Annotated in this window: 21 protein-coding genes and 3 tRNA genes; 14 read left to right on the top strand and 10 right to left on the bottom strand. The window is 61.2% G+C overall.

Translation table 11 applies throughout. From position 1 onward, the window contains the following. Window positions 1-261 precede the first annotated feature (261 nt). The 8 genes from QMY55_RS08830 to ureG all read left to right on the top strand — a co-directional run bounded on the left by QMY55_RS08830 (window position 262) and on the right by ureG (window position 5,722). Window positions 262-564 carry an urease subunit gamma gene (locus QMY55_RS08830; RefSeq protein ID WP_283488248.1) on the top strand — a complete coding sequence of 101 codons (303 nt, stop codon included), beginning with the start codon at window positions 262-264 and terminating at the stop codon, window positions 562-564. Between the two features lie 64 nt (window positions 565-628). Then, window positions 629-1,246: a HupE/UreJ family protein gene (locus tag QMY55_RS08825; protein ID WP_283488247.1), complete on the top strand. Its 618-nt coding sequence runs from the start codon at window positions 629-631 to the stop codon at window positions 1,244-1,246. 22 nt (window positions 1,247-1,268) lie between these two features. After that, window positions 1,269-1,574: an urease subunit beta gene (locus QMY55_RS08820; protein ID WP_283488246.1), complete on the top strand. Its 306-nt coding sequence runs from the start codon at window positions 1,269-1,271 to the stop codon at window positions 1,572-1,574. 1 nt (window position 1,575) lies between these two features. Further along, entirely contained in the window at window positions 1,576-3,294 is a 1,719-nt protein-coding gene (gene ureC, locus QMY55_RS08815; RefSeq protein ID WP_283488245.1) for an urease subunit alpha, read from the top strand. 20 nt (window positions 3,295-3,314) lie between these two features. Further along, window positions 3,315-3,788 carry a GNAT family N-acetyltransferase gene (locus QMY55_RS08810; protein ID WP_283488244.1) on the top strand — a complete coding sequence of 158 codons (474 nt, stop codon included), beginning with the start codon at window positions 3,315-3,317 and terminating at the stop codon, window positions 3,786-3,788. 14 nt (window positions 3,789-3,802) lie between these two features. Further along, window positions 3,803-4,333 (top strand): urease accessory protein UreE, encoded by a 531-nt coding sequence (ureE, locus tag QMY55_RS08805; protein WP_328517811.1) that lies wholly within the window; start codon window positions 3,803-3,805, stop codon window positions 4,331-4,333. Next, a complete protein-coding gene (locus QMY55_RS08800; protein WP_407650688.1) occupies window positions 4,317-5,042 on the top strand; it encodes an urease accessory protein UreF in 726 nt (241 codons plus the stop codon). Before ureE ends, QMY55_RS08800 begins: the two co-directional genes overlap by 17 nt. Next, window positions 5,039-5,722 (top strand): urease accessory protein UreG, encoded by a 684-nt coding sequence (ureG, locus tag QMY55_RS08795; protein ID WP_283488242.1) that lies wholly within the window; start codon window positions 5,039-5,041, stop codon window positions 5,720-5,722. The genes QMY55_RS08800 and ureG overlap by 4 nt, the downstream gene beginning before the upstream one ends. 209 nt (window positions 5,723-5,931) lie before the next feature. Here the strand turns inward: ureG and QMY55_RS08790 are convergent. The 3 genes from QMY55_RS08790 to QMY55_RS08780 all read right to left on the bottom strand — a co-directional run bounded on the left by QMY55_RS08790 (window position 5,932) and on the right by QMY55_RS08780 (window position 8,167). After that, window positions 5,932-6,007 (bottom strand) — tRNA-His (locus QMY55_RS08790). Between the two features lie 121 nt (window positions 6,008-6,128). After that, window positions 6,129-6,204 (bottom strand) — tRNA-His (locus QMY55_RS08785). A gap of 67 nt (window positions 6,205-6,271) precedes the next feature. Beyond that, entirely contained in the window at window positions 6,272-8,167 is a 1,896-nt protein-coding gene (locus tag QMY55_RS08780) for a SurA N-terminal domain-containing protein (RefSeq protein WP_283488241.1), read from the bottom strand. A 324-nt stretch (window positions 8,168-8,491) separates the two neighbouring features. Here QMY55_RS08780 and QMY55_RS08775 point away from each other — a divergent pair, with 324 nt between their 5' ends. The 5 genes from QMY55_RS08775 (at window position 8,492) to QMY55_RS08755 (ending at window position 13,037) form a co-directional block, all read left to right on the top strand. After that, window positions 8,492-9,148 (top strand): FABP family protein, encoded by a 657-nt coding sequence (locus tag QMY55_RS08775; RefSeq protein WP_283488240.1) that lies wholly within the window; start codon window positions 8,492-8,494, stop codon window positions 9,146-9,148. 263 nt (window positions 9,149-9,411) lie between these two features. Further along, window positions 9,412-9,813: a DNA breaking-rejoining protein gene (locus QMY55_RS08770; RefSeq protein WP_283488239.1), complete on the top strand. Its 402-nt coding sequence runs from the start codon at window positions 9,412-9,414 to the stop codon at window positions 9,811-9,813. A gap of 360 nt (window positions 9,814-10,173) precedes the next feature. Next, on the top strand, window positions 10,174-10,620 hold the full coding sequence (locus QMY55_RS08765) for a universal stress protein (protein WP_283488238.1): 447 nt from the start codon (window positions 10,174-10,176) through the stop codon (window positions 10,618-10,620). A 163-nt stretch (window positions 10,621-10,783) separates the two neighbouring features. Beyond that, window positions 10,784-12,259, top strand: a complete 1,476-nt coding sequence (locus QMY55_RS08760) for a metal-dependent hydrolase family protein (protein WP_283488237.1) — start codon at window positions 10,784-10,786, stop codon at window positions 12,257-12,259. Between the two features lie 22 nt (window positions 12,260-12,281). Further along, on the top strand, window positions 12,282-13,037 hold the full coding sequence (locus QMY55_RS08755) for a porin family protein (protein ID WP_283488236.1): 756 nt from the start codon (window positions 12,282-12,284) through the stop codon (window positions 13,035-13,037). Window positions 13,038-13,233: 196 nt separating this feature from the next. Here QMY55_RS08755 and QMY55_RS08750 read toward each other — a convergent pair. The 7 genes from QMY55_RS08750 to QMY55_RS08720 form a co-directional block, all read right to left on the bottom strand. Beyond that, window positions 13,234-13,309 (bottom strand) — tRNA-Val (locus QMY55_RS08750). 14 nt (window positions 13,310-13,323) lie between these two features. Next, window positions 13,324-13,596 carry an HU family DNA-binding protein gene (locus QMY55_RS08745; protein WP_218243206.1) on the bottom strand — a complete coding sequence of 91 codons (273 nt, stop codon included), beginning with the start codon at window positions 13,594-13,596 and terminating at the stop codon, window positions 13,324-13,326. 371 nt (window positions 13,597-13,967) lie between these two features. Then, complete coding sequence (gene pgsA, locus QMY55_RS08740; RefSeq protein ID WP_283488235.1) at window positions 13,968-14,531, bottom strand: CDP-diacylglycerol--glycerol-3-phosphate 3-phosphatidyltransferase; 564 nt, start codon at window positions 14,529-14,531, stop codon at window positions 13,968-13,970. 68 nt (window positions 14,532-14,599) lie between these two features. Then, a complete protein-coding gene (gene uvrC, locus QMY55_RS08735; protein WP_283488234.1) occupies window positions 14,600-16,552 on the bottom strand; it encodes an excinuclease ABC subunit UvrC in 1,953 nt (650 codons plus the stop codon). A gap of 229 nt (window positions 16,553-16,781) precedes the next feature. Next, window positions 16,782-17,768, bottom strand: coding sequence for a Bug family tripartite tricarboxylate transporter substrate binding protein (locus tag QMY55_RS08730; protein ID WP_283488233.1), 987 nt, complete (start codon window positions 17,766-17,768; stop codon window positions 16,782-16,784). A gap of 181 nt (window positions 17,769-17,949) precedes the next feature. After that, window positions 17,950-18,885, bottom strand: coding sequence for a hydroxymethylglutaryl-CoA lyase (locus tag QMY55_RS08725; RefSeq protein ID WP_407650687.1), 936 nt, complete (start codon window positions 18,883-18,885; stop codon window positions 17,950-17,952). A gap of 53 nt (window positions 18,886-18,938) precedes the next feature. Beyond that, on the bottom strand, window positions 18,939-20,171 hold the full coding sequence (locus QMY55_RS08720; protein ID WP_283488231.1) for a CaiB/BaiF CoA transferase family protein: 1,233 nt from the start codon (window positions 20,169-20,171) through the stop codon (window positions 18,939-18,941). A gap of 160 nt (window positions 20,172-20,331) precedes the next feature. On the opposite strand from QMY55_RS08720, the gene QMY55_RS08715 reads away from it, so the two are divergent. After that, a complete protein-coding gene (locus QMY55_RS08715; RefSeq protein ID WP_283488230.1) occupies window positions 20,332-21,249 on the top strand; it encodes a LysR family transcriptional regulator in 918 nt (305 codons plus the stop codon). The last annotated feature ends 11 nt before the right edge of the window (window positions 21,250-21,260 follow it).

Here is a 21,260-nt window from a genome sequence, read left to right as displayed (position 1 = left end):
AAAGTTCGTGCCACGCGATGCACCGCCACAACCGAGCAATGCACCAAGAGGCATCCGCAGCAACCACACAGACACGCCTTGGTGCAAGCCTGCCTCGCAGACGCCCCAACAAGGTGCAAAACCGCAGCAATCCGGCCTCCATAGGCTTGCAATTAATTCTTGCCTTTGGCATGGCACTTGCTACATAAAGGGGCATGGAACTGACTCATCGCGTTCATTCGGTCCTGCCGAATGCGCGAGCCGACTGAGGGATTGAAGAAGATGGAATTGACACCACGCGAAAAAGACAAGCTGCTGATCTTCACCGCCGCCTTGCTGGCCGAGCGGCGCAAGGCCCGTGGCCTCAAGCTCAACTACCCCGAGGCCGTGGCGCTGATCAGTGCCTTTGTGATGGAGGGCGCACGCGACGGCAAGACCGTGGCCCAGTTGATGAGCGAAGGCCGCCGCGTGCTGACCCGCGCCGATGTGATGGAAGGCATCCCCGAGATGATTCCCGACATCCAGATCGAGGCCACTTTCCCGGATGGCACCAAGCTCGTCACTGTGCACGAGCCCATTGCCTGAAGCTGCATCCAGAGACTTCAAGCCTTTTAGCCATCAAACCCTTATCCATCAAGCGCAGACAGCTATGAAATTCAATAAGCTCCTTGCCACCACAGCCGCTGCGGCGACTGCCCTGCCCCTGTCCGCGCTCGCCCATGTGGGCGCAGACGGCGGCGGCCATCACTATTTTCTGGACAGTCTGACTCACGCCTTCGCCCACCCGTTTACCGGGGCCGACCACCTGGCCGCCATGCTGGCCGTAGGCGCCTGGAGCGCGCTGACCATGCCCGGCCTGCGCACCGCCTGGCGCGCCCCTGCCGCCTTCGTGGCCCTGCTGGTGGCGGGCGCCGTGGCGGGTTTTGCCGGCCTGTGGGTGCCGGGTGTGGAACCCATGATTGCCGCCTCCGTGCTGGTGCTGGGCCTGCTGGTGTTGGTGCAGCAAAAAATGCCCTGGGGTGCCGCAGCCGCACTGGCCGGCATGTTTGCCTTCTTCCACGGCGCGGCCCATGGCTTTGAGCTGGCCGGCGACAGCGGCCTCGCGGCCCTCGGCGCGCTGGCCGGCATTGCAATGGGCTCCGCCACACTGCACATCGCGGGCATGGTGCTGGGCCATGCGGTGATGCAGCGCCATCGGTGGATTGCCAAGCTCGGCGGTACGGCCACGGTGGCGCTCGGCGCCTTCATGCTGACACGGCTGGCCTGAACACGCGAAAGGAAGACACGCCATGATTCCCGGTGAACTGTTGCTTGACCCCGGTGCACACGCCCTCAATCCCGGCCGCCGCACGCTTGCGCTGGTGGTGAGGAATGCCAGCGACCGACCCATCCAGGTCGGCTCCCACTATCACTTTGCCGAGACCAACGCGGGCCTGGATTTCGACCGCGCGGCTGCGCGCGGCATGCGGCTGAATATTGCGAGCGGCATGGCCGTGCGCTTCGAGCCCGGCCAGCAGCGCACGGTCGAGCTGGTGGATATTGGCGGCGACAGAAAGATCTACGGCTTTCGCGGCCTGATTCAAGGAGCGCTCTGACATGGCCACAATGGATAGACGCGCCTACGCCGAAACCTTTGGCCCTACCGTGGGCGACCGCCTGCGCCTGGCCGATACCGAACTCATCGTCGAAGTCGAGAAAGACTTCACTCTGACCGCGGGCGGCTATGGCGAGGAGGTGAAGTTCGGCGGCGGCAAGACCATCCGCGACGGCATGGCACAAAGCCAGCGCACACGCGCACAGGGGGCAATGGACACGGTGCTGACCAATGCCCTCATCCTCGACCACTGGGGCATCGTCAAGGCCGACATCGGCCTCAAGGACGGCCGCATTGCGGCCATCGGCAAGGCCGGCAACCCCGACACCCAGCCTGGCGTGGACATCATCATCGGCCCCGGCACCGAGATCATCAGCTGCGAGGGCAACATCGTCACCGCAGGTGGAATCGACACCCACATCCACTTCATCGCGCCGCAGCAGATCGAGGAGGCGCTGACCAGCGGCGTGACCACCATGATCGGCGGCGGCACCGGCCCAGCCACCGGCACTTTTGCCACCACCTGCACGCCCGGCCCCTGGCATATGGAGCACATGCTGCAGGCTGCCGACGCCTTTCCCATGAACCTGGGCTTTCTGGGCAAGGGCAATGCCAGCCTGCCGGGCGGCCTGCACGAGCAGATCAGCGCCGGCGCCATCGGCCTGAAGCTGCACGAGGACTGGGGCAGCACGCCGGCGGCCATCGACAACTGCCTGACGGTGGCCGAAGAGACCGACACGCAGGTCGCCATCCACACCGATACGCTCAACGAAAGCGGCTTCGTAGAGGACTCCGTGGCCGCCTTCAAGGGCCGCACCATCCACACCTTCCACACCGAAGGCGCGGGCGGCGGCCATGCGCCCGACATCCTCAAGGTGGTGGGCGAGGCCAATGTGCTGCCCAGCTCCACCAACCCCACGCGCCCCTACACCATCAACACGCTGGACGAGCATGTGGACATGCTCATGGTCTGCCACCACCTGCATGCCTCGATTGCCGAGGACCTGGCCTTTGCCGAGAGCCGCATACGCAAGGAGACCATTGCGGCCGAGGACATATTGCACGACATCGGGGCGATCAGCATGTTCAGCTCCGACAGCCAGGCCATGGGCCGCGTGGGCGAGGTGATTCTGCGCACCTGGCAGACTGCGCACAAGATGAAGCTGCAGCGCGGACCGCTGCCAGGTGACGGCGCCAGAAACGACAACTTCCGCATCAGGCGCTATATCGCCAAATACACCATCAACCCCGCGATTGCCCACGGCATCAGCCACGAAGTCGGCAGCCTCGAAGTGGGCAAATGGGCCGACATCGTGATCTGGAAACCGGCCTTCTTCGGCGTCAAGCCCTTCTGCATCCTGAAGGGGGGCAGCATTGCCATGGCAGCCATGGGCGACCCGAATGCCTCCATTCCCACGCCCCAGCCCGTGCACTACCGGCCCATGTTCGCCAGCTTTGGCGGCGCGATCGCCAGGACCTCGCTGACCTTTGTCTCGCAGGCCGGCCTGGCCTCCGGTATCGGCGAACGTTTCGGACTGGCCAAGACCCTGTCGGCCGTCAAAGGCATACGCGGCGTACAGAAGCAGCACATGATCCACAACGACCTGGCGCCGCATATGGAGGTCGATGCACAGACCTATGCAGTGCGGGCCAACGGCGAGTTGCTGACCTGCGAACCCGCCACCAGCCTGCCCATGGCACAGCGCTACTTTCTTTTCTGAATCTGACTGAACCGATGGACATGGAGCTGATCTTCAAGCTGGACCCCGCGACAGATCCGCGTGTACTGGCCTTTCTCCAGGAGCACCTGGACGATATGCACCGCATCTCGCCGCCCGAGAGCGTGCATGCGCTGGACGCAAGCCAGCTGCGCCAGCCCGACATCCGTTTCTGGACCGGCTGGACGCAACAACAGGCCGGGCCGGCCCTGGCGGCCAGCTGCGCGCTCAAGCAACTGGATGCCGGCCATGTAGAACTCAAGACCATGCGCGTGGGGGCTGCCCACCGCGGCTCCGCCGCGGCCCAGCAGGTGCTGGCGCATGCCCTGGCCCAGGCCCGCGCAGGCGGCGCCAAGCGCATCAGCCTGGAGACCGGCACCGAGGCCTTCTTCGCACCGGCCCGGCGCTTCTACCAGCGCAATGGCTTTGTGCCATGCGCGCCCTTTGGCAACTACCACCCGGACCCGAACAGCTGCTTCATGACGCTGGCGCTTTAACCGATTGCCCCTGTATGCTGCAAGTTTCCAAATGCCTTCCCGCCGGCCAGGGCCTGGCCACCAGCCTGCTCAAGCGCTCCGCCTCGGTGGAGCTTGACTGGGACGTACGCCAGAAAAGCCGCTTTGCCGCCACCGACAGCCAGGGCCGCGACCTGGCCATTTTCCTGCCGCGCGGCCAGGCCGTGCGCGGTGGCGACGTGCTGGTGGCCGAGGACGGCTCGCTGATCCGCGTGCTGGCCGCGCCGCAGAAGGTGCTGCACATCACGGCCTGCGCCGAGCACGGCAGCCCCTTCGACCTGATGCGCGCCGCCTACCACCTGGGCAACCGCCATGTGCCCATCGAGCTACAGCCCGACCACCTGAAGATCGAGCCCGACCACGTGCTGGCCGACATGCTGCGCAGCATGCACATGACCGTCACCGAGGCTGAACTCCCCTTCGAGCCCGAGGGCGGTGCCTATGGGGGACATGTGACCAACGACGGCCACAGCCACCACCACGGACATGCGCATGGGCATGAACACCACCATGGACACGGCCACTGAAGCGCCGCTGCACATCGCACCGGCCACGCTGCTGCAGCTGATGTGGCTGGCCTCGCCGGCGCTGCCCATCGGCGGCTTTTCCTACTCCGAAGGGCTGGAGGCTGCCATCCATGCCGCGCAGGTCACCACGGAGGCGGAGGCCGCCGGCTGGCTGGTGCAGCAGCTGCACCTGACCCAGTCGCGCGGCGACATGGCCGTCATCGCCCAGGCCCTGCCCGCCTGGCAGCGCGGCGACGTACAGCGCGTGCAGCAGCTCAACGGCTGGGTGCTGGCCACGCGCGAGACCAGCGAGCTGCGCCTGCAGACTGAGCAGATGGGCCGCTCGCTGGCCGACTGGCTGCGCAACCAGCACACGGCAGACGCCGGGCGCAGCGCGCAGATCCGGCAGCTGGCGGCGCTGTCGGGCCAGCGGCCCAGCTATCCCATCGCCTTTGCGCTGGCCACCGCCTTCACCGGGGCCGTGGCGCAGCAGGCCCTGCTGGCCTATGCCTTCGGCTGGGCCGAGAACATGGTGCAGGCCGCGATCAAGGCCGTGCCGCTGGGCCAGAGCGCGGGCCAGCGCATCCTCGCGCGCCTGGCCCAGGAAATCCCCGCCGCCGTGGCGCACGCCGAAACCCTGCCGGACGATGCGCGCCAGGCCTTCTCGCCCCTGCTGGCCATTCTCTCGGCCCGGCACGAACACCAATACTCACGCCTCTTCAGATCATGACCACCGCACTGCACCATATTCCCAATCGCACCAAGAAGCTGCCGCCGCTGCGCGTGGGCATAGGCGGGCCCGTGGGCTCGGGCAAGACCACTATCCTCGAGATGCTGTGCAAGGCCATGCGCGATCAATGGGACCTGGTCGCCATCACCAACGACATCTACACCAAGGAGGACCAGCGCCTGCTGACCATCAGCGGCGCACTGCCGCCCGAGCGCATCATGGGCGTGGAGACCGGCGGCTGCCCGCACACGGCCATCCGCGAGGACGCGTCCATCAACCTCGAGGCCATAGACCGCATGCTGGGCCAGTTTCCCGATGCCGACATCGTCTTCATCGAGTCCGGCGGCGACAACCTCGCGGCCACCTTCAGCCCCGAGCTCAGCGACCTGACCATCTACGTGATCGACGTGGCCGCGGGCGAGAAGATCCCGCGCAAGGGCGGCCCCGGCATCACCAAGAGCGACCTCTTCGTCATCAACAAGACCGATCTGGCGCCCTACGTTGGTGCGGACCTGGAGGTGATGCGCGCCGATACCGTGCGCATGCGCACCACCCCCAAAGGGACCAAGCCTTTCGCCATGACAAACCTGAAGACCTTACAGGGGCTGGACGAAGTGGTGGCGTTCATTGAACAGAATGGGCTGCTAGGTAACCCGGTACAAACGCGCCAGCCAACTTAGAGCGAAATGCTGATCAAGGGTGAACAGCACCCTCAAACATTCGCCGTGCAGCCATAAAAAAGCCCCGTAAAACGGGGCTTTTGCTTTTCTGGGCCGATGGGACCTGCGACGGTATCAGCATGTATTGCGCACGTTTTAATCCATGCGTATATTGAAGCCGGACCATAACGAGAAAAGCCCTGCAGAAATACCTGCAGGGCTTTGTTATTTGGGGTGGCTGAAGGGGCTCGAACCCTCGACAACAGGAATCACAATCCTGGACTCTACCAACTGAGCTACAGCCACCGTAAAGCGTTTTTATTCTACATCGGTAGCTACACCGAAATTTCCAAGGAATCGTTTTGCCCAAAATTTTGCCCAGACATCTGGGCATTGCTTTTAAGCTATTCATTTCAAAGGATAAATCTGGGGTGGCTGATGGGACTCGAACCCACGACAACAGGAATCACAATCCTGGACTCTACCAACTGAGCTACAGCCACCGTAGAAGCATCTATTGTAATCGAAAAATCGGCCTGAAACTCAATTCAGGCCGATTCATTGACATCATCAGGGACGCGGCACTTTCATCTGCACCTTGAACTGCTTTTTCAGCTGTTCATAGTAGGCCATGACTTCCGCCATGGAGGCCCACTGTGTGAACTGGGCCTTTTGCTGCTCCAGTACTTGCGCCTCGGTAGCAGGACGCTCGGTGATGCGGTTGATCTTGATCACCACATAGCCGGCAGAGCCCAGGTCCACGCCTTCCCAGGCCGGCAAAGTCTGAGTGGAGACGCGCATCGCCGCATCCAGAACCTCTCGTGGCAGGTCCTTGGCCTGGTCACGCCCCACTTCGACCGCAGCGGGCAACTGCGCCGTCTCGGGCTTGGCCTTCCACTGCGCCAGCTTGGCCTTGCCTTCTTCTGCTGCCAGCTCGGCCGCCTTCTTCTGGGTATAGAGCTGCTTGAGCTTGTCACCCACCTCATCCATGGCCAGGGTACGAGCAGGCGAGTACTTCACCACGCGGCCTGCCACCAGGCTGCTGGGGGCCAGTTCGACCGCATCGGTGTTGCGCTTGTTTTCCAGAGAGTCTTGCGAGAACAGCGCTTCCAGGAAACGTGCATTGGCCAGCGGGCCCTGCGCGCCAGGAGCGACTTGACGAGTCACATGCTCGGCCTTGTGGATGCTGAGCTTGAGCTTGTCCGCAATGGGCTGCAGGCTTTCCGACTGCTCGTAGACACCGTTGGTGAAGGTTTCGGCCACCTCTGCGAACTTGCGCTGCGCCTGCTGCTTCCGCAGATCGGCTTCCAGCTTGGGACGCATTTCCTCAAAGCTTGGCACCTTGGGAGCCTTGATGCCGGTCAACTCAATGATGTGATAGCCAAAGTCGGACTCGATCACATCGCTGATCTCTCCGTCTTTCATCCTGAAGACAGCTTCTTCAAAAGGCTTGACCATGGCGCCGTGGCCAAAGTAACCCAGGTCACCGCCGTTGGGGGCAGAGCCAGGATCCTGAGATTCTTTCTTGGCCACATCGGCAAAGCTTTTGGGGTCCTTGCGTACTCGCGCCAGCAGCTCTTCGGCCTTGGCCTTGGCTTTCTCACGCTCGGCAGCAGGCGCACCCTTGGGAGCATTGATCAGAATATGGCTGGCGCGACGCTCTTCTGGGCCTGCCAAGCGCTGTGCGTTTTCCTTGTAATAGGTACGCAGATCGTCTTCGCTCACGCTGATGCCAGCGGCAACTGCAGCCAGATCCAGCTGCACATATTCCACGGCCGCTTCCTCGGGCTGCTTGAACAGGCCCGTATTGGCCTCGTAAAAAGCCTTCAGATCGGCTTCGTTGGCTTGAACCTTGGGTGCGAACGCTGCCGCATCAAAGCGAGCCACTTGAATCTCGCGGCGCTGATACAGCGCGTCCATGGCTTGCTTGAGCTGCGCGCCGGTGGTAAAGCTCGTCGCAGTCACGCTGCCCAAAACCTGGTTGAGCGCCAGCTCCTTGCGCAGATTGGCTTCAAAGCCTTCTGGCGTCATGCCTTGAGCGCCCACCAGCGCTTTATAAGCCTCGGCATCCAGCGAACCATCGGGCTTCTTCAGCGCGGCGATGGCGGGGATTTCCTGCAGCGTGCGCACCAGCTCCGAATCTGTCGTGGTCAGATGCATCTTTTGCGCTGCGGCAACCAGCACGCGGTCACGCACCAGTTTTTCCAACGTGGCGTAGCGCGCCTCCGGAGAGTCCAGCAGCTTGGCGTCCATATTGGGGTTCTGCGCGCGCAGGCGGTCACTCTCGGCACGATGCGCGTTGTCCCAGTCCTGCTGGGTAATGTCATGCCCATCCACACGAGCCACGGCCTGACTGGACTCTGTGAAATAGTTCTGGCTGACCCCGACAAAAATGAAAGAGGGAATGATCAGCAAGAACAACAAGATCATCACGAACTTGGAATGCTTGCGGATGGATTCGAACATGGTCAATCTTTCTGCGGCAGCAAAAATAAAGGCGAACTTACGTTCGCCCTATCAACAATGGTGAAAGCCGTGCGACCCGAATGCGCCACAGTCCGGGCCTCTACAGAGCATTAATGCACTACAGAACTGCCATCCAACCTCCACCAACAGGGTTAGGCTAATCCCATCCATTCTAACTGTGCGCTTCCAATTGCCGCGCCCTGCCCCGACTCACTGACGCAGAAATACCCCACGCCGGTCCAACCTGGGGATACAGCCAAAGCAGCCTGCAAGCTCGCTACACTGAAGTCCAACAGATCTCAACGCGAAAGCCCGTCACCCACCATGGAAAACTTTCCCCAAGACATCTACACCGAGCCCACACCCGATGCAGACACCCTGGCCAACCTCGGCCCGTTCACCGGCATGGCCGGCATCTGGACCGGCAAACGCGGCCTGGACATCAACCCCAAGGCCGACGGCCCGGAAAAGCAGGCCTTCATCGAACACATGGAACTGCAGCCCATTGATGCGCAAACCAACGGCCCGCAGCTTTTCTATGGCCTGCGCTATCACACACGCATCGTCAAACCCGATGATGTGGAAACCTTTCACGACCAGGTGGGCTACTGGCTCTGGGAGCCGGCCACGGGCAACATCATTCAGACTCTGACCATCCCACGCGGCCAGACCGCCATGGCGACCGGCAAGACCACCGCCGACGCCACCAGCTTCACTCTCAGCGCCGTACGCGGCTCCACCGTCAACGGCATCTCGTCCAACCCGTTTCTGGAACACGCATTCAGAACAGATGCCTACACCATCACCGTCACCAAACATCCGGACGGAACCTGGTCTTACGAGCAGGAAACGACGCTGACCATCCCCGGCAAAAATCGGCCCTTTGCCCATACCGACCGCAACACGCTGCACAAGATAGGCGAGCCCACACCCAACCCTACCGCGCTGGCGGCCCTCAAAGAGCAGCAGACTTCTGTCTGAGCCCGGATTGAATGCCTATGTTCTTCACTCGCCTGCGCTGACAAGAGCACAGGTGTTTGTTGGCAAAAAACGCATGAAAAGCGCCGCTCACAAATCTGCAGGATGCGGGGCAGATCGCCCCCGCTACAAACATGGCTGTCCATAGACGTCGCCATCCATAGGGGCGTAATCTCCTCCTGTCCATGTCAAAACAGCAGATGCCCTTGTCCTCGCGGGGCTCTGGTTCTGCCCATTGCTGTGCCCAACACAGCCAGGAGAGTCGCATGAAACGCCTAACGCCGCTGTTGGCCGCCGCCGGACTTTTTGGCACCCTCAGTGGAGGCTGCGCGATGGCTCAGACAAGCAGCTCGCAATCCTTTGCGAGCAGCACCACAAACACCTATAGCGGTCAGATCACGGGCAACGGCGTCGCTCAATACGGGCTGGACACTCACGCACTGCAGCAACTGACTGTCACGCTCCACACCAACAATCCCAACAGCCACATGTCGGTCATCAAGGGCGACTCTACAGATGCTCTGTGTCTGAACCAGGCTTCCCCTCACAGCTGCACCTTCCGCGTTGAATCCGATACCGCTTACCGAGTTCGAGTTTTTCTCACTCGCGAAGCTGTCCAGAGAGGCGAAAGCGCGCGCTTCACAATCTCGCTCGAACCCGGCAATTGAAAGATTGGCGCATACGCTCCAAACAGGCCTCCGGCCCCCGGCCCATACGCCCCGGCCCATACGCAATACCCAGCCGCGACACCGGAGCCTTCTGCCGCCAATCGATTGCACTATCTATCCAAAACCCGGGCGATATTCACAAGAATATGCGCTCAAGATTCTTTGATAGCTTTCAGCGCTTGCCCTCCAATGATTAGAGGGCATTTTTATAGGTAATCACCCAAGATTGATTTCCATCAAAAACCGATGGAGTTCTTGTGTGCCAGCCCTTGTCTCCCACCTCTAGCAGTGGGAATATGTCCCCAGCCCGATTCGGATTTTTGCAAGCAACGCGCCCGGTTTGGCGCATGGAGGCTGGATATGTTCAAGCATGTACTCATCCCTACAGATGGCTCGAAACTTTCTGAAGCGGCGGTCCGCACCGGCATTCAGTTAGCCAAGGAACAAGGCGCGCAGGTAACGGCCTTGTTCGTGATGGCGGACTACCAGGCTCTGATCTACGGATCACGCGCAATGATTGCCTATGACGCAACGGAGTTTGAAAAAAGCGCCCAGGCCGAAGCCGATACGGTGCTGCATTTCGCCGAGGAGCTTGCCAAGGCAGAAGGCGTGCCCTTCAATGCTGTGCGTGTAACCAATGCATCGGTCAGCGAAGCCATCATCAAGCAGGCCAAGGATGCTCAGTGCGATCTGATCTGCATGGCCTCTCATGGTCGCAAAGGCCTGAGCGGCATTTTGCTGGGCAGCGAAACCCAGAAGGTGCTGACCAATAGCAGCATCCCCGTGCTGGTACATCGCGCCGAATAAGCCATCGCCAACCAAGCCGCCACGCCCCTGCGCCACTTGGCGCCGGGGCGTTTTTCATGGCCTCGTCGTGTAGCATCCCTGCATCAAATTGTGAGCGAATGGGTCAATTTGTCACATTGAAGCCAGACATTTCTTTGTCGATTTTGGAAAGGTTAGAGTGCCGATGAGCAACGCAATCGCAGCCGACACAGGCCTGACATGGAAAACCGGGTCTATTCGTCCCAGATCGTGCAACTGTGGCAGCGTGCTGTGCCAGTTGCTCCATGAACGTGTCATGAGCGATATGTCACGCCGCATGTTCGTGGGCGGCACCGCTGCCATGATGGCGCCGTTTGTGGGCCTGCAAGCCGCCGAAGCCAACCCGGGCCTGCCCCAGCATGCGGAGCGCCCAACCTTGTTGACCAATCTGCGCTTGTTTGATGGCTCCGGCAAGCCTGCGCGCCAAGGCGTACAGGTGCTGATCCAAGGGAAACAGATTGCCGCACTGCCCTCCACGGCAGAAACCGTGGAAGGTGCCCTGGTCATCGACTGCCAGGGCAAGCTGGTGATGCCTGGCCTGATCGACACCCACTGGCACACCATGCTGGCCGCCATACCGCAGACTACCGCCATGACAGCCGACCTCGGCTACCTATATCTGGCAGCGGCACAGGAAGCGCAACGCACCCTGATGCGCGGCTTCACCTCGGTACGTGATGCCGGCGGCCCGGCCTTTGCACTCAAGCGCGCCATTGATGAAGGCATGATCCCGGGTCCACGCATCTACCCCAGTGGAGCCATGATTTCGCAAACCTCGGGGCATGGCGACTTTAGGCTGCGCAGCGATATTCCACGTGCAGCCAACGAGCCACTGAGCCAGGTGGAGCTGACAGGCGTGGCCATGATCGCCGATGGCGAAGCCGAGGTACTGCGCCGCGTGCGCGAACAGTTGATGCTGGGCGCCTCGCAAATCAAGATGCTGGCGGGCGGTGGTGTGGCATCGCTGTACGACCCGCTGGACAGCACCCAGTTCACCGAAAAGGAGTTGCGTGCAGGCGTGGAAGCCGCAGCCGACTGGAATACCTATGTGATGGCCCATGTGTACACCCCCAAGGGCATCAAGCGGGCTATCAAGGCAGGCGTCAAAAGCATAGAACATGGCCAGCTGGCCGATGAGGAATGCGTGCGCATGATGCGCGATGAGGGTGTCTGGTGGAGTCTGCAGCCGTTTCTGCAGGACGAGGACAGCAATGTCTACCCCGATGCCGCGCGCCGCGAAAGCCAGTCCAGGGTCGCACAGGGCACAGTCAAAGCCTACGAGATGGCGCAAAAACACGGCATCAAGACCGGCTGGGGTACCGATGTGCTGTTCAATCCCAAAGGCCCCGCAACCCAAGGCAAGCAATTGGCCAAGCTAACCCGGTTTTATGACCCGCTGACGCTGCTGCAACAGGCAACCGCCACGAATGGCGAACTGCTTGCTCTGTCCAGCGAGCGCAATCCCTATCCGCAGCCGCTGGGCCGCATCGCCCCCGGAGCCTTGGCCGACATTCTGGTCGCCGATGGCGACCCATCCAGAAACCTGGATTTCCTGATCAATCCAGAACAAAACCTGCGCCTGATCATGAAGGATGGCAAGGTCTACAAGAACACGCTGTAAAGAGGGATCAATGAAGCACCACATGAATGCGCAACTGGGCAAGACCATTGCCATGCTCGCCGCCTGCCTGCTGACCGGCTCACAGGCTCTGGCACAGAGCACAGAAAATGCCGCAGCAGACGGCTGGAGATTTCAGTTCACGCCATATGTATGGATGACGGGCCTCGATGGACATATACGCCCATTCAAAGGAGCCCCTACAGCCCATGTGAACAAGTCGTTTTCGGATGTCTTGGACGACCTCGACATGGCGGCCTTTATCAACGGCACAGCGCGCAAGGGGCGGTACATCCTTCAGGGTGACTTCAGTCACGCCTCCACATCCGACAAGGCCGCGCTACCCTTGGGGCAGAGTGCCCATAGCAAAGTACGCCAGACTTCCCTGACTCTGACCGGTGGACACAACTGGATGCCAAGCCCCCAGTCAAGCGTTGACCTGATGGCAGGTCTTCGGCTCTGGCAGATCAAGGCCGAAGTCCAAGTTCCAGGGCTGATCTCCGCCCGATCCAATACCTCATTCGTCGACCCCATCGTCGCCGCACGCTGGCGCTACGACCTCGCACCGCGCTGGTCCACCCTGCTGTATGCCGATATGGGTGGCTTGAGCCTGGGCTCCAAATTCACCTGGCAGATCCATGGTTCCGTGAACTACCAGGTGAAAGACAATATCCATCTGTCCCTGGGCTATCGTCACCTGAGCGTCGACTATCGCGAGGATGGCAAACGACTTGATTTCAGCCAAAGCGGCCCGATCATCGGCGCTACGTTCCGCTTCTGACTTTTCTACCGTTGAGGCCTTGCGGGATTCGCTCCCGCAGAGCCTGCTTTGTTTTTGCCGACCAACTTTGCCAGACGGCTCTTTGACGAACTGACAAGCGGGATTTATCGCTTGGTAGCGGCGAGCTTTTCGACTTTGTGAGCTAAAAAAGAGAAAGGGCTTAGATTTCTCTAAGCCCTTTTTCTTTAGTTTTTAGTGGTGGGTCCTGACGGTCTCGAACCGCCGACCTACTCCGTGTAAAGGAGCCGCTCTACCAACTGAGCTAAGGACCCACTTAAATTTTTTGTCAGTTCAAAGCATCTTTCAATGCTTTGCCCGGACGGAATTTTGGCACCTTGGCTGCCTTGATCTTGATGGTTGCGCCGGTACGGGGGTTACGACCGGTACGGGCTGCACGCTTGCCGACGGCAAATGTGCCAAAACCAACAAGCGATACTGTACCACCTTTTTTCAGTGTTTTCTTCACTGCGTCGATTGTGGAATCCAGTGCACGCGCAGCAGCGGCCTTGGAAATATCGGCGTTGTTAGCGATGTGCTCAATCAGTTCGGTTTTATTCACAAGATGCCTCTCGAGAAATAAGTGAATGGAATGTCTCTGTATGTACGCAAACCTTGCACAGGCAGAATCAGCCGCGACAAACATCAAGTCAGCGAACAGGCTTCGGGCTTCCCCACAAACCTGAGCTGCAGTTCTCAGTGTCGATCACGCTGCGCATCCCAGCGACAAAGGCAGATTCTATGCGGTTTTCACGCGGATTTAGGGCTTGACGTTGGCTTTTTTAAACGATCATGATCTGCCGGCTTCACGGATTGACAAGGGTTGACAAAACCTGCATCCCAATCGACCCGTCCCAAAGCGCTGCGCGATCTCCACCAGACAGCAAAAAAGCGCTTGATAAACAAGCGCTTTTTTATGCAAGAGACCCAACCTCAGAGCCTGGCCCGAATTTCCGGCAAGGCCTTTTGCAGGTAGTAGACCATGGACCAGACCGTCAGCACCGCAGCCATCCAGATCAGCCACTGCCCCCAGACTCCGGTATCTATCACCCCGAACGCCACTCCGTCATAGAGCAAAAAGGGGATGGCCACCATCTGCGCCATGGTCTTGGCCTTGCCTATCATGTGCACGGCCACGCTCTTGCTGGCACCGATCTGAGCCATCCATTCACGCAGTGCCGAAATTGCAATCTCGCGTCCGATGATGATCAGCGCCACAAACACGTCGGCGCGTTGCAGATGAACCAGTACCAGCAGCGAGGCGCAGACCAGAAACTTGTCGGCCACCGGGTCCAGAAACGCGCCGAAGGCCGATGTCTGGTTGAGCCTGCGGGCCAAATAGCCGTCAAACCAGTCCGTTGCGGCAAACACCATGAACATCACGGTAGCGATGAGGTTGCGAGTGTGTTGGTCGAGCGGCGCGTAAAACACCCCGACGATGAGCGGTATCGCTACGATCCGCGTCAAGGTCAGCACAGTTGGGATGGTGAAAAACATGGGCGTTATTGTGTCATGTGCGCGCGGCACTGTTGTGGACTCGCTCTTTGGCCCGTTCTCGCAGCACCTCAGTGCAGGGCCCGGTAGATCTCATCGGCCAGTGTGGCCGAGATCCCGTCCACCGTCATCAGATCATCGACGCTGGCTTCCTGCACGCCACGCACTCCACCAAATCGCTGCAGCAGACGGGCGCGCTTTTTGGGGCCTACTCCTGGAATTTCCTCCAGGCTGCTACTGCCCGTGCGCACCTTGGCGCGGGCTGCGCGCATGCCGGTGATGGCAAAGCGGTGCGCCTCGTCGCGAATCTGGGCCACCAACATCAGCGCCGCGGAGTCGTGGCCCAGATAGACTTTCTCGCGCCCATCGGCAAAGACCAGCTCTTCCAGACCAACCTTGCGGCCTTCGCCTTTTTCCACGCCCACGATACGCGACAGATCAAGGCCCAGCTCGGCAAATACTTCGCGTGCCATGCTGACCTGACCTTTGCCGCCGTCAACCAGCACCAGATCGGGCAGATGTGGCTGCTTGCCGGTCAACTCGGCACCACCCGCTTCGCGCTGCGCATCGGCCACGGGTTTGTAGCGGCGCGTGAGCACCTGACGCATGGCCGCATAGTCGTCGCCACCGGTAATGCCTTCGATATTGAAGCGGCGATAGTCGCTGCTCTGCATCTTGTGATGGTGGAAAACGACGCAGGAAGCCTTGGTGTTTTCGCCACTGGTGTGCGAGATGTCGAAGCATTCGATGGTCAGCTCGTCCAGATTCTCGACCGGCAGATCTAGCGCCTCGGCCAGCGCACGCGTGCGCGCCTGTTGCGAGCCCTCTTCGGCCAGCAGACGAGCCAGCTGGATGTCGGCATTCTTTTGCGCCATCTCCAGCCAGATGCGGCGCTGCTCGCGCGGCTGCTGCACGGCGGTGATGCGCACGCCGGATTGCTCGGTCAGCAGTGCGATCAGTTTCTTGTCAACCGCATGGCTGACGATCAAGGTGGGCGGCACGGCCACGCCCACATAGTGCTGGGCCACAAAGGCTTCGAGCACCAGCTCCTCCACCGGCTTGGCAGCAGCGGCGGCGTCGACCTCTTCCTCGCTGGAATAGACCGATGCCGCATCCCCCAGATTGGCCGGGAAATAAGGCCTGTCTCCCAGATGACGGCCACCGCGCACCATGGCCAGATTCACGCAGGCGCGGCCGCCATGCACCTTGACTGCCAGGATATCCACGTCCTTGTCGTCCGTGGTCTCGATGGCCTGCTGGTGCAGCACGCGCGATAGCGCCGTGATCTGGTTGCGCACTTCGGCCGCCTGCTCGAACTCGAGCTTTTCGGAATGGGCCAGCATGCGCTGTTCCAGCTGCTTGAGCAGCTCGCTGGTTTCGCCGCGCAGCATGGCCTCGGCATTGCGCACGTCGAGCGCATAGGCCTCGGGCGAGATCAGATCCACACAGGGACCGCTGCAGCGCTTGATCTGATAGAGCAGACAGGGGCGGCTGCGGTTGGCATAGACCGTGTCTTCGCAGGTGCGCAGGCGAAAGACTTTCTGCAGCAGCTGCATGCTTTCCTTCACGGCCCAGGCACTGGGATAGGGGCCGAAGTAGCGATGCTTCTTGTCCACCGCGCCGCGGTAATAGGCAATGCGCGGAAACTCCTGAAACGGCGGCTCGCCCTCTTTTCCATCCCTGTGGGCCACACCGGTCATCTTGAGATAAGGGTAGCTTTTGTCATCCCGGAACAGGATGTTGTACTTGGGGTGCTGGGTCTTGATGAGGTTGTTTTCCAGCAGCAGCGCCTCGGCCTCGGAGCGCACCACCGTGGTCTCCATGCGCACGATCTTGCTGACCATATGGCCTATGCGCGTGCCTCCATGATCCTTCTGAAAGTAGCTGGAGACACGGCGTTTGAGGTTGATGGCCTTGCCCACGTAAAGCAAAGTCCCGACCGCATCAAAGTAGCGGTAAACACCGGGCAGTGGCGGCAAGGCGGCCACTTGGGCCAGCAGTTCAGCGGAGTGCATGTCAGACATGAAGCTATTGTCTGCGCTTGTGTGCAGCTTCAACAACGGACGCAAGCAAGTCCTTGGAAGCCATCATGCGCTTTCAAAAAAGGAGCTGGTAGCGCCTGAGTTTCTTGAATTTCAAGTATCTAAATACTTGAAAACCCTATTCACCATGCGCTACCAGCTCCGGATTCGAGAGCAACCATCATGAATCACAAAGCGCGCAGCGCCAGGCTGCCTGCGCACCCGGAGGGACTTACTCCGCTTCTATCCTGGACGACTTCACCACCTGGGACCAGCTGGTGTACTCGGTCTTGACCATGGCGCCCAGTTGCTGCGGATTCATATAGTCTGCCGTGGCACCCTGCTCTTCGGCCTTTTTCCTGAAGGCGGGGTCCTCCACCACTTTTTTGATGTCGGCAGTCAGCTTGTCGATCACGGGCTGGGGTGTGGCCTTGGGTGCGAACACGGCAAACCAGGAAGTAGCGTTCACGCCTGGGTAGCCGGCCTCGGCCGTGGTCGGCACATTGGGCAGGCTGGGCAGGCGCTGCTTGCCCGTCACGGCCAGCACGCGCAGCTTGCCGCTTTGCACATGGGGCATGAACGGCGGCGCCGTGCCAAAGGTCAGGTCCACCTGGCCGCCCAGCAGGTCCTGCAGCGCAGGGCCCGTGCCCTTGTAGGGCACATGCACCATCTTCACGCCGGCCTGCTGCTCCAGCATGGCGCCCGTCACATGCTGCAGCGAGCCATTGCCCGACGATGCAAAGTTGAGCCTGCCAGGATTGGCCTTGGCATATGCCACCAGCTCGGCCAGCGTCTTCACCGGCAGTTCCGAGCGCACGACGATGATCTGCGGGGCCGACAGCACATTGGCCACGGGTACAAAGTCGCTCTGCTCCCAGCTCCTGGCCTTGACCAGATGGGGCGAGATCACGTGGTAGCCCGAGTACTGCATCAGCAGCGTATAGCCGTCGGCATCCGCGCGCTTGACCAGATTGGCGGCAATGGCGCCGTTGCCACCGCCCTTGTTGTCCACCACCACCGATTGCCCGAGCACCGGAGCCAGCGCCTGTGCGGCCATGCGGCCGGCCAGATCGGTGGTGCCGCCCGCAGCAGCAGGCACGATCATCAGCACGGTTTTACTGGGATAGCTTCCTTGCGCGGCCGCAGGTCCGCATGCAAAGCCCAAAGCCGCAGCCGTGGTGGCCAGCAGCAGGTGAACGCGTTGACGTTGAATGTTCATGTTTGTCTCCTTGTTGGAATATGGACTTCCGCAAACAAGGATGCACAGCGGGCATTTGTACCGTTACCAGTATCGACCAAACACCGCACCGGATCCGAATTTGCGTAAGTTGTTGGCTGTTGTTCTGCGCCAGCCCCTTCCCCCGAAAGAGCTGATGCAGTTGTCATCAAAAAAATCTGCCTCAGACCTTGGCCAGAGCGCGTTCCTTGATTTCTGAAAAATCGGCTGGCGGCTGGTGCCGGTCCCAGCGCGCACCGGCCTTGACGATCTGGCTGGGCGTCTCGTGGCCTATCAGTGCCGGCAGGCTGCGAGCAGCCGCCACAATCCGGGCCAGGTCTGTGCCCGTGTCATAGCCCATGAGCTGCAGCGCATGCACGATCTCTTCGGTGCAGGCATTGCCCGAGGCGCCCGGCGCATAGGGGCAGCCGCCCAGCCCGCCAATCGACGCATCAAAGCGATCCGCCCCCGCAGCTATGGAGGCCAGCACATTGGCCAGAGCCATGCCGCGCGTATTGTGGAAATGCAGGGTCAGGCCCATCTGCGGCCAGCGCGCCTTGAAGGCCTGGACCATGGAATGCACCTGACTGGGATAGGCCATGCCCGTGGTGTCGCACAGCGTGATGCCCTGCACGCCCAGATCGGCAAAGCGCTGCACCCAGGCCAGCACTTCGGCCTCGGCCACATCGCCCTCCATGGGGCAACCAAAGCAGCAGGAAAGCGATACGTTGACGGGCGTTGCCGCCTGCTGCGCCGTGGCGATCACCTGCCTTAGCGCCTCAAACGACTGGCTGCGCTGCATGCGCAGATTGCACAGGTTATGCGTTTCGCTGACCGACATCACCAGATTGAGTTCGTCGGTCTGCGCATCGATCGCACGCTCCGCGCCGCGCACATTGGGCACCAGCGCCGTGTAGATCGTGCCCGGCCGGCGCACGATCTCGCGCATCACGATCTCGCCATCGCGCAGGGCCGGAATGGCCTTGGGCGAGACAAAGGCCGTGACTTCGATCTTGGACAGTCCTGCCTCGGACAGCGCATTGACCATCGCGATCTTGTCCTCGGTGGGCACAAAGGCCTGCTCCATCTGCAGACCGTCGCGCGTGCCGACTTCGTTCATATGGATGCGGCGGCCCGCACCATTCCAGACGTTATTGCAAGAATTCACGGCGCTCATTGGATGATGCCTTTCTCGCGCAACTGGGCGACCTGCTCGGCGCTCAGACCTATCTCGGCCAGCACGGCATCGGTATCGTCGCCCACATGGGGAGCACTGCTGCGCACGGTGCCCGGCGTCAACGACAACTTGGGCACCACGCCGGGCACCTGAAGCTCGAAACCATCGCGGGTGCGCTGGGTCAGAATCATCTCGCGTGCCTGGTAATGCGGGTCCTCGGCAATATCCTTGGCCGTGTAGACCTTGCCGGCCGGCACGCGTGCCGCGCCCAGCTCGTCCATCACCGCCTGCACGCTGCGCACCTGCGTCCAGGCGCCAATCGCGGCATCGATCTCGGCCACGCGCTGCACGCGGCCCGCGTTGTCGGCCAGATCGGGCGCATCGGCCAGATCCTGGCGGCCGATGGCCGTCATGAGTCGCTTGAAGATGGAGTCGCCATTGCCCGCCACCAGCACCCAGCCATCCTGGCAGGGGTAGGCATTCGAGGGGGCAATGCCCGGCAGCGCACTGCCGGCAGCCTCGCGCACGGCGCCAAAGGCGCTGTACTCGGGAATCAGACTCTCCATGATGTTGAACACGGCCTCATGCAGGGCCACGTCGATCACCTGGCCCGGGCCGCCGTTCACCTTGCGGTGGTACAGAGCCATCATCACGCCGATCACGCCGTGCAGGGCCGCCAGCGTATCGCCGATCGACACGCCCACGCGCACCGGCACCCGGCCCGGCTCGGCCGTCAGATGGCGCAGCCCGCCCATGGCTTCGCCGATCACGCCAAAGCCCGGCAGATCGCGATAGGGGCCGGTCTGGCCATAGCCCGAGATGCGCAGAATCACCAGTCCGGGGTTGATGGCGTGCAGCTCCTCGGGCGACATGCCCCAGCCCTCCAGCGTGCCGGGGCGAAAGTTCTCGACCAGCACGTCGGCCTCGGCAATCAGCTTGCGGGCAATACCCTGGGCATCGCTCTGACGCAGATCGAGAGCGACGGAGCGCTTGTTGCGCGACTGCACCTGCCACCAGACAGAGGTGCCCTCCTTGATCAGACGCCAGTTGCGCAGCGGATCGCCGGCGCCGGGCGCCTCGATCTTGATGACATCGGCACCAAACTCGCCCAGGGTCTTGCCACAGAAGGGGCCGGCAATCAGCTGGCCCATCTCCACCACTTTCACCCCTTCCAGCGCGCGCGGTGTGGCGATCTGCGTGGCGGGGTCTTTGATATTCATCGTCGTCATGCTTGTCTCTTGATGCCTGTCTTGCTTTGCCGCTTTGCGTTGACCAGCTTCAGGAAAGCGGCTTTTTGCCCATATTGCCCTGTAAGGAAATTCCTGCAAAACGCTGATCTGCGACGCTGCCATCGCATTTGGGCATAGCTGGACCGATAATGGCGCCCTCATGAAACTGGACCCGATCACCCTGCGCCTGTTTGTGGCCGTGATGGAGGAAAGCGCCATCGCGCGTGCCGCTGCACGCGAGCACATTGCGCCTTCTGCCGCCAGCCGCCGCCTGGCCGAGCTGGAAGAGCAGCTGCAGGTGGAGCTGTTCACCCGCAGCAACCGGGGCAGTCAGCCCACGGCCGCCGCCTATGCACTGCTGAACATGGCGCGCGGCGTGCTCAACGAGATGGACGGCATCGCCACCCAGATGCGGGACTACGCCCAGGGCGGCGAACAAGGCCTGCGCGGCCATGTGCGGGTGATGGCCAATATTTCCAGCATCACGCAGTTTCTTCCCGCGCAGTTGCAAAGCTTTATGAACCAACACCCCCATGTGGATGTGCGCCTGCAGGAGCGCGTGAGCACCGATATCGCGCGCGCCGTAGCCGACAACGAGGCAGATATCGGACTGCTCAACCGCGGCAGCTATGGCAGCCGGGTCACTCTGCGCCCCTACCGATGTGACCGGCTGGCAGTGGTCGTGCCGCAATCGCACCCGTTGGCACGCAAGCGCAGCCTGAAGCTGGAGCAGGTCGTGGAGCATGACCTGATAGGCATGCATGCCGACAGCGCGCTCAACCATCTGATCACCCGCTCGGCTGCCGACCAAGGCCTGCAGCCACGTTTGCGCATGAAGGTCACCGGCTATGACGCGCTATGCCTGATGGTCGCCGCAGGCCTGGGGCTGGGCATTCTTCCCGAAGGCAGCGCACGCATCTACATGGGCACACTGCCGCTGCACTGCATACGCCTGGATGAAAGCTGGGCTGATCGCCAGCTCATGCTGTGCGTTCGTTCGCAAGACTCTCTCTCGCCCGTGGCCCAATTGCTGGCCGAGCATCTGTGTCAGCCCGACGAACCTCTGAAAAATATCTGAAGAACCGACAC

The organism is Comamonas resistens, from assembly GCF_030064165.1.
Lineage (GTDB): Bacteria > Pseudomonadota > Gammaproteobacteria > Burkholderiales > Burkholderiaceae_C > Comamonas > Comamonas resistens.
Note: the sequence above shows the minus strand (reverse complement) of the source record. Positions and strands in the feature narration are given on the sequence as shown.

Excerpts from the sequence above, each read along its gene's own strand:
- QMY55_RS08830 (WP_283488248.1), top strand. The coding sequence starts at position 262 with ATGGAATTGACACCACGCGAAAAAGACAAGCTGCTGATCTTCACCGCC.
- QMY55_RS08825 (WP_283488247.1), top strand. The coding sequence starts at position 629 with ATGAAATTCAATAAGCTCCTTGCCACCACAGCCGCTGCGGCGACTGCC.
- QMY55_RS08820 (WP_283488246.1), top strand. The coding sequence starts at position 1,269 with ATGATTCCCGGTGAACTGTTGCTTGACCCCGGTGCACACGCCCTCAAT.
- ureC (WP_283488245.1), top strand. The coding sequence starts at position 1,576 with ATGGCCACAATGGATAGACGCGCCTACGCCGAAACCTTTGGCCCTACC.
- QMY55_RS08810 (WP_283488244.1), top strand. The coding sequence starts at position 3,315 with ATGGAGCTGATCTTCAAGCTGGACCCCGCGACAGATCCGCGTGTACTG.
- ureE (WP_328517811.1), top strand. The coding sequence starts at position 3,803 with ATGCTGCAAGTTTCCAAATGCCTTCCCGCCGGCCAGGGCCTGGCCACC.
- QMY55_RS08800 (WP_407650688.1), top strand. The coding sequence starts at position 4,317 with ATGGACACGGCCACTGAAGCGCCGCTGCACATCGCACCGGCCACGCTG.
- ureG (WP_283488242.1), top strand. The coding sequence starts at position 5,039 with ATGACCACCGCACTGCACCATATTCCCAATCGCACCAAGAAGCTGCCG.
- QMY55_RS08780 (WP_283488241.1), bottom strand. The coding sequence starts at position 8,167 with ATGTTCGAATCCATCCGCAAGCATTCCAAGTTCGTGATGATCTTGTTG.
- QMY55_RS08775 (WP_283488240.1), top strand. The coding sequence starts at position 8,492 with ATGGAAAACTTTCCCCAAGACATCTACACCGAGCCCACACCCGATGCA.
- QMY55_RS08770 (WP_283488239.1), top strand. The coding sequence starts at position 9,412 with ATGAAACGCCTAACGCCGCTGTTGGCCGCCGCCGGACTTTTTGGCACC.
- QMY55_RS08765 (WP_283488238.1), top strand. The coding sequence starts at position 10,174 with ATGTTCAAGCATGTACTCATCCCTACAGATGGCTCGAAACTTTCTGAA.
- QMY55_RS08760 (WP_283488237.1), top strand. The coding sequence starts at position 10,784 with ATGAGCAACGCAATCGCAGCCGACACAGGCCTGACATGGAAAACCGGG.
- QMY55_RS08755 (WP_283488236.1), top strand. The coding sequence starts at position 12,282 with ATGAATGCGCAACTGGGCAAGACCATTGCCATGCTCGCCGCCTGCCTG.
- pgsA (WP_283488235.1), bottom strand. The coding sequence starts at position 14,531 with ATGTTTTTCACCATCCCAACTGTGCTGACCTTGACGCGGATCGTAGCG.
- uvrC (WP_283488234.1), bottom strand. The coding sequence starts at position 16,552 with ATGTCTGACATGCACTCCGCTGAACTGCTGGCCCAAGTGGCCGCCTTG.
- QMY55_RS08730 (WP_283488233.1), bottom strand. The coding sequence starts at position 17,768 with ATGAACATTCAACGTCAACGCGTTCACCTGCTGCTGGCCACCACGGCT.
- QMY55_RS08725 (WP_407650687.1), bottom strand. The coding sequence starts at position 18,885 with ATGAACGAAGTCGGCACGCGCGACGGTCTGCAGATGGAGCAGGCCTTT.
- QMY55_RS08720 (WP_283488231.1), bottom strand. The coding sequence starts at position 20,171 with ATGACGACGATGAATATCAAAGACCCCGCCACGCAGATCGCCACACCG.
- QMY55_RS08715 (WP_283488230.1), top strand. The coding sequence starts at position 20,332 with ATGAAACTGGACCCGATCACCCTGCGCCTGTTTGTGGCCGTGATGGAG.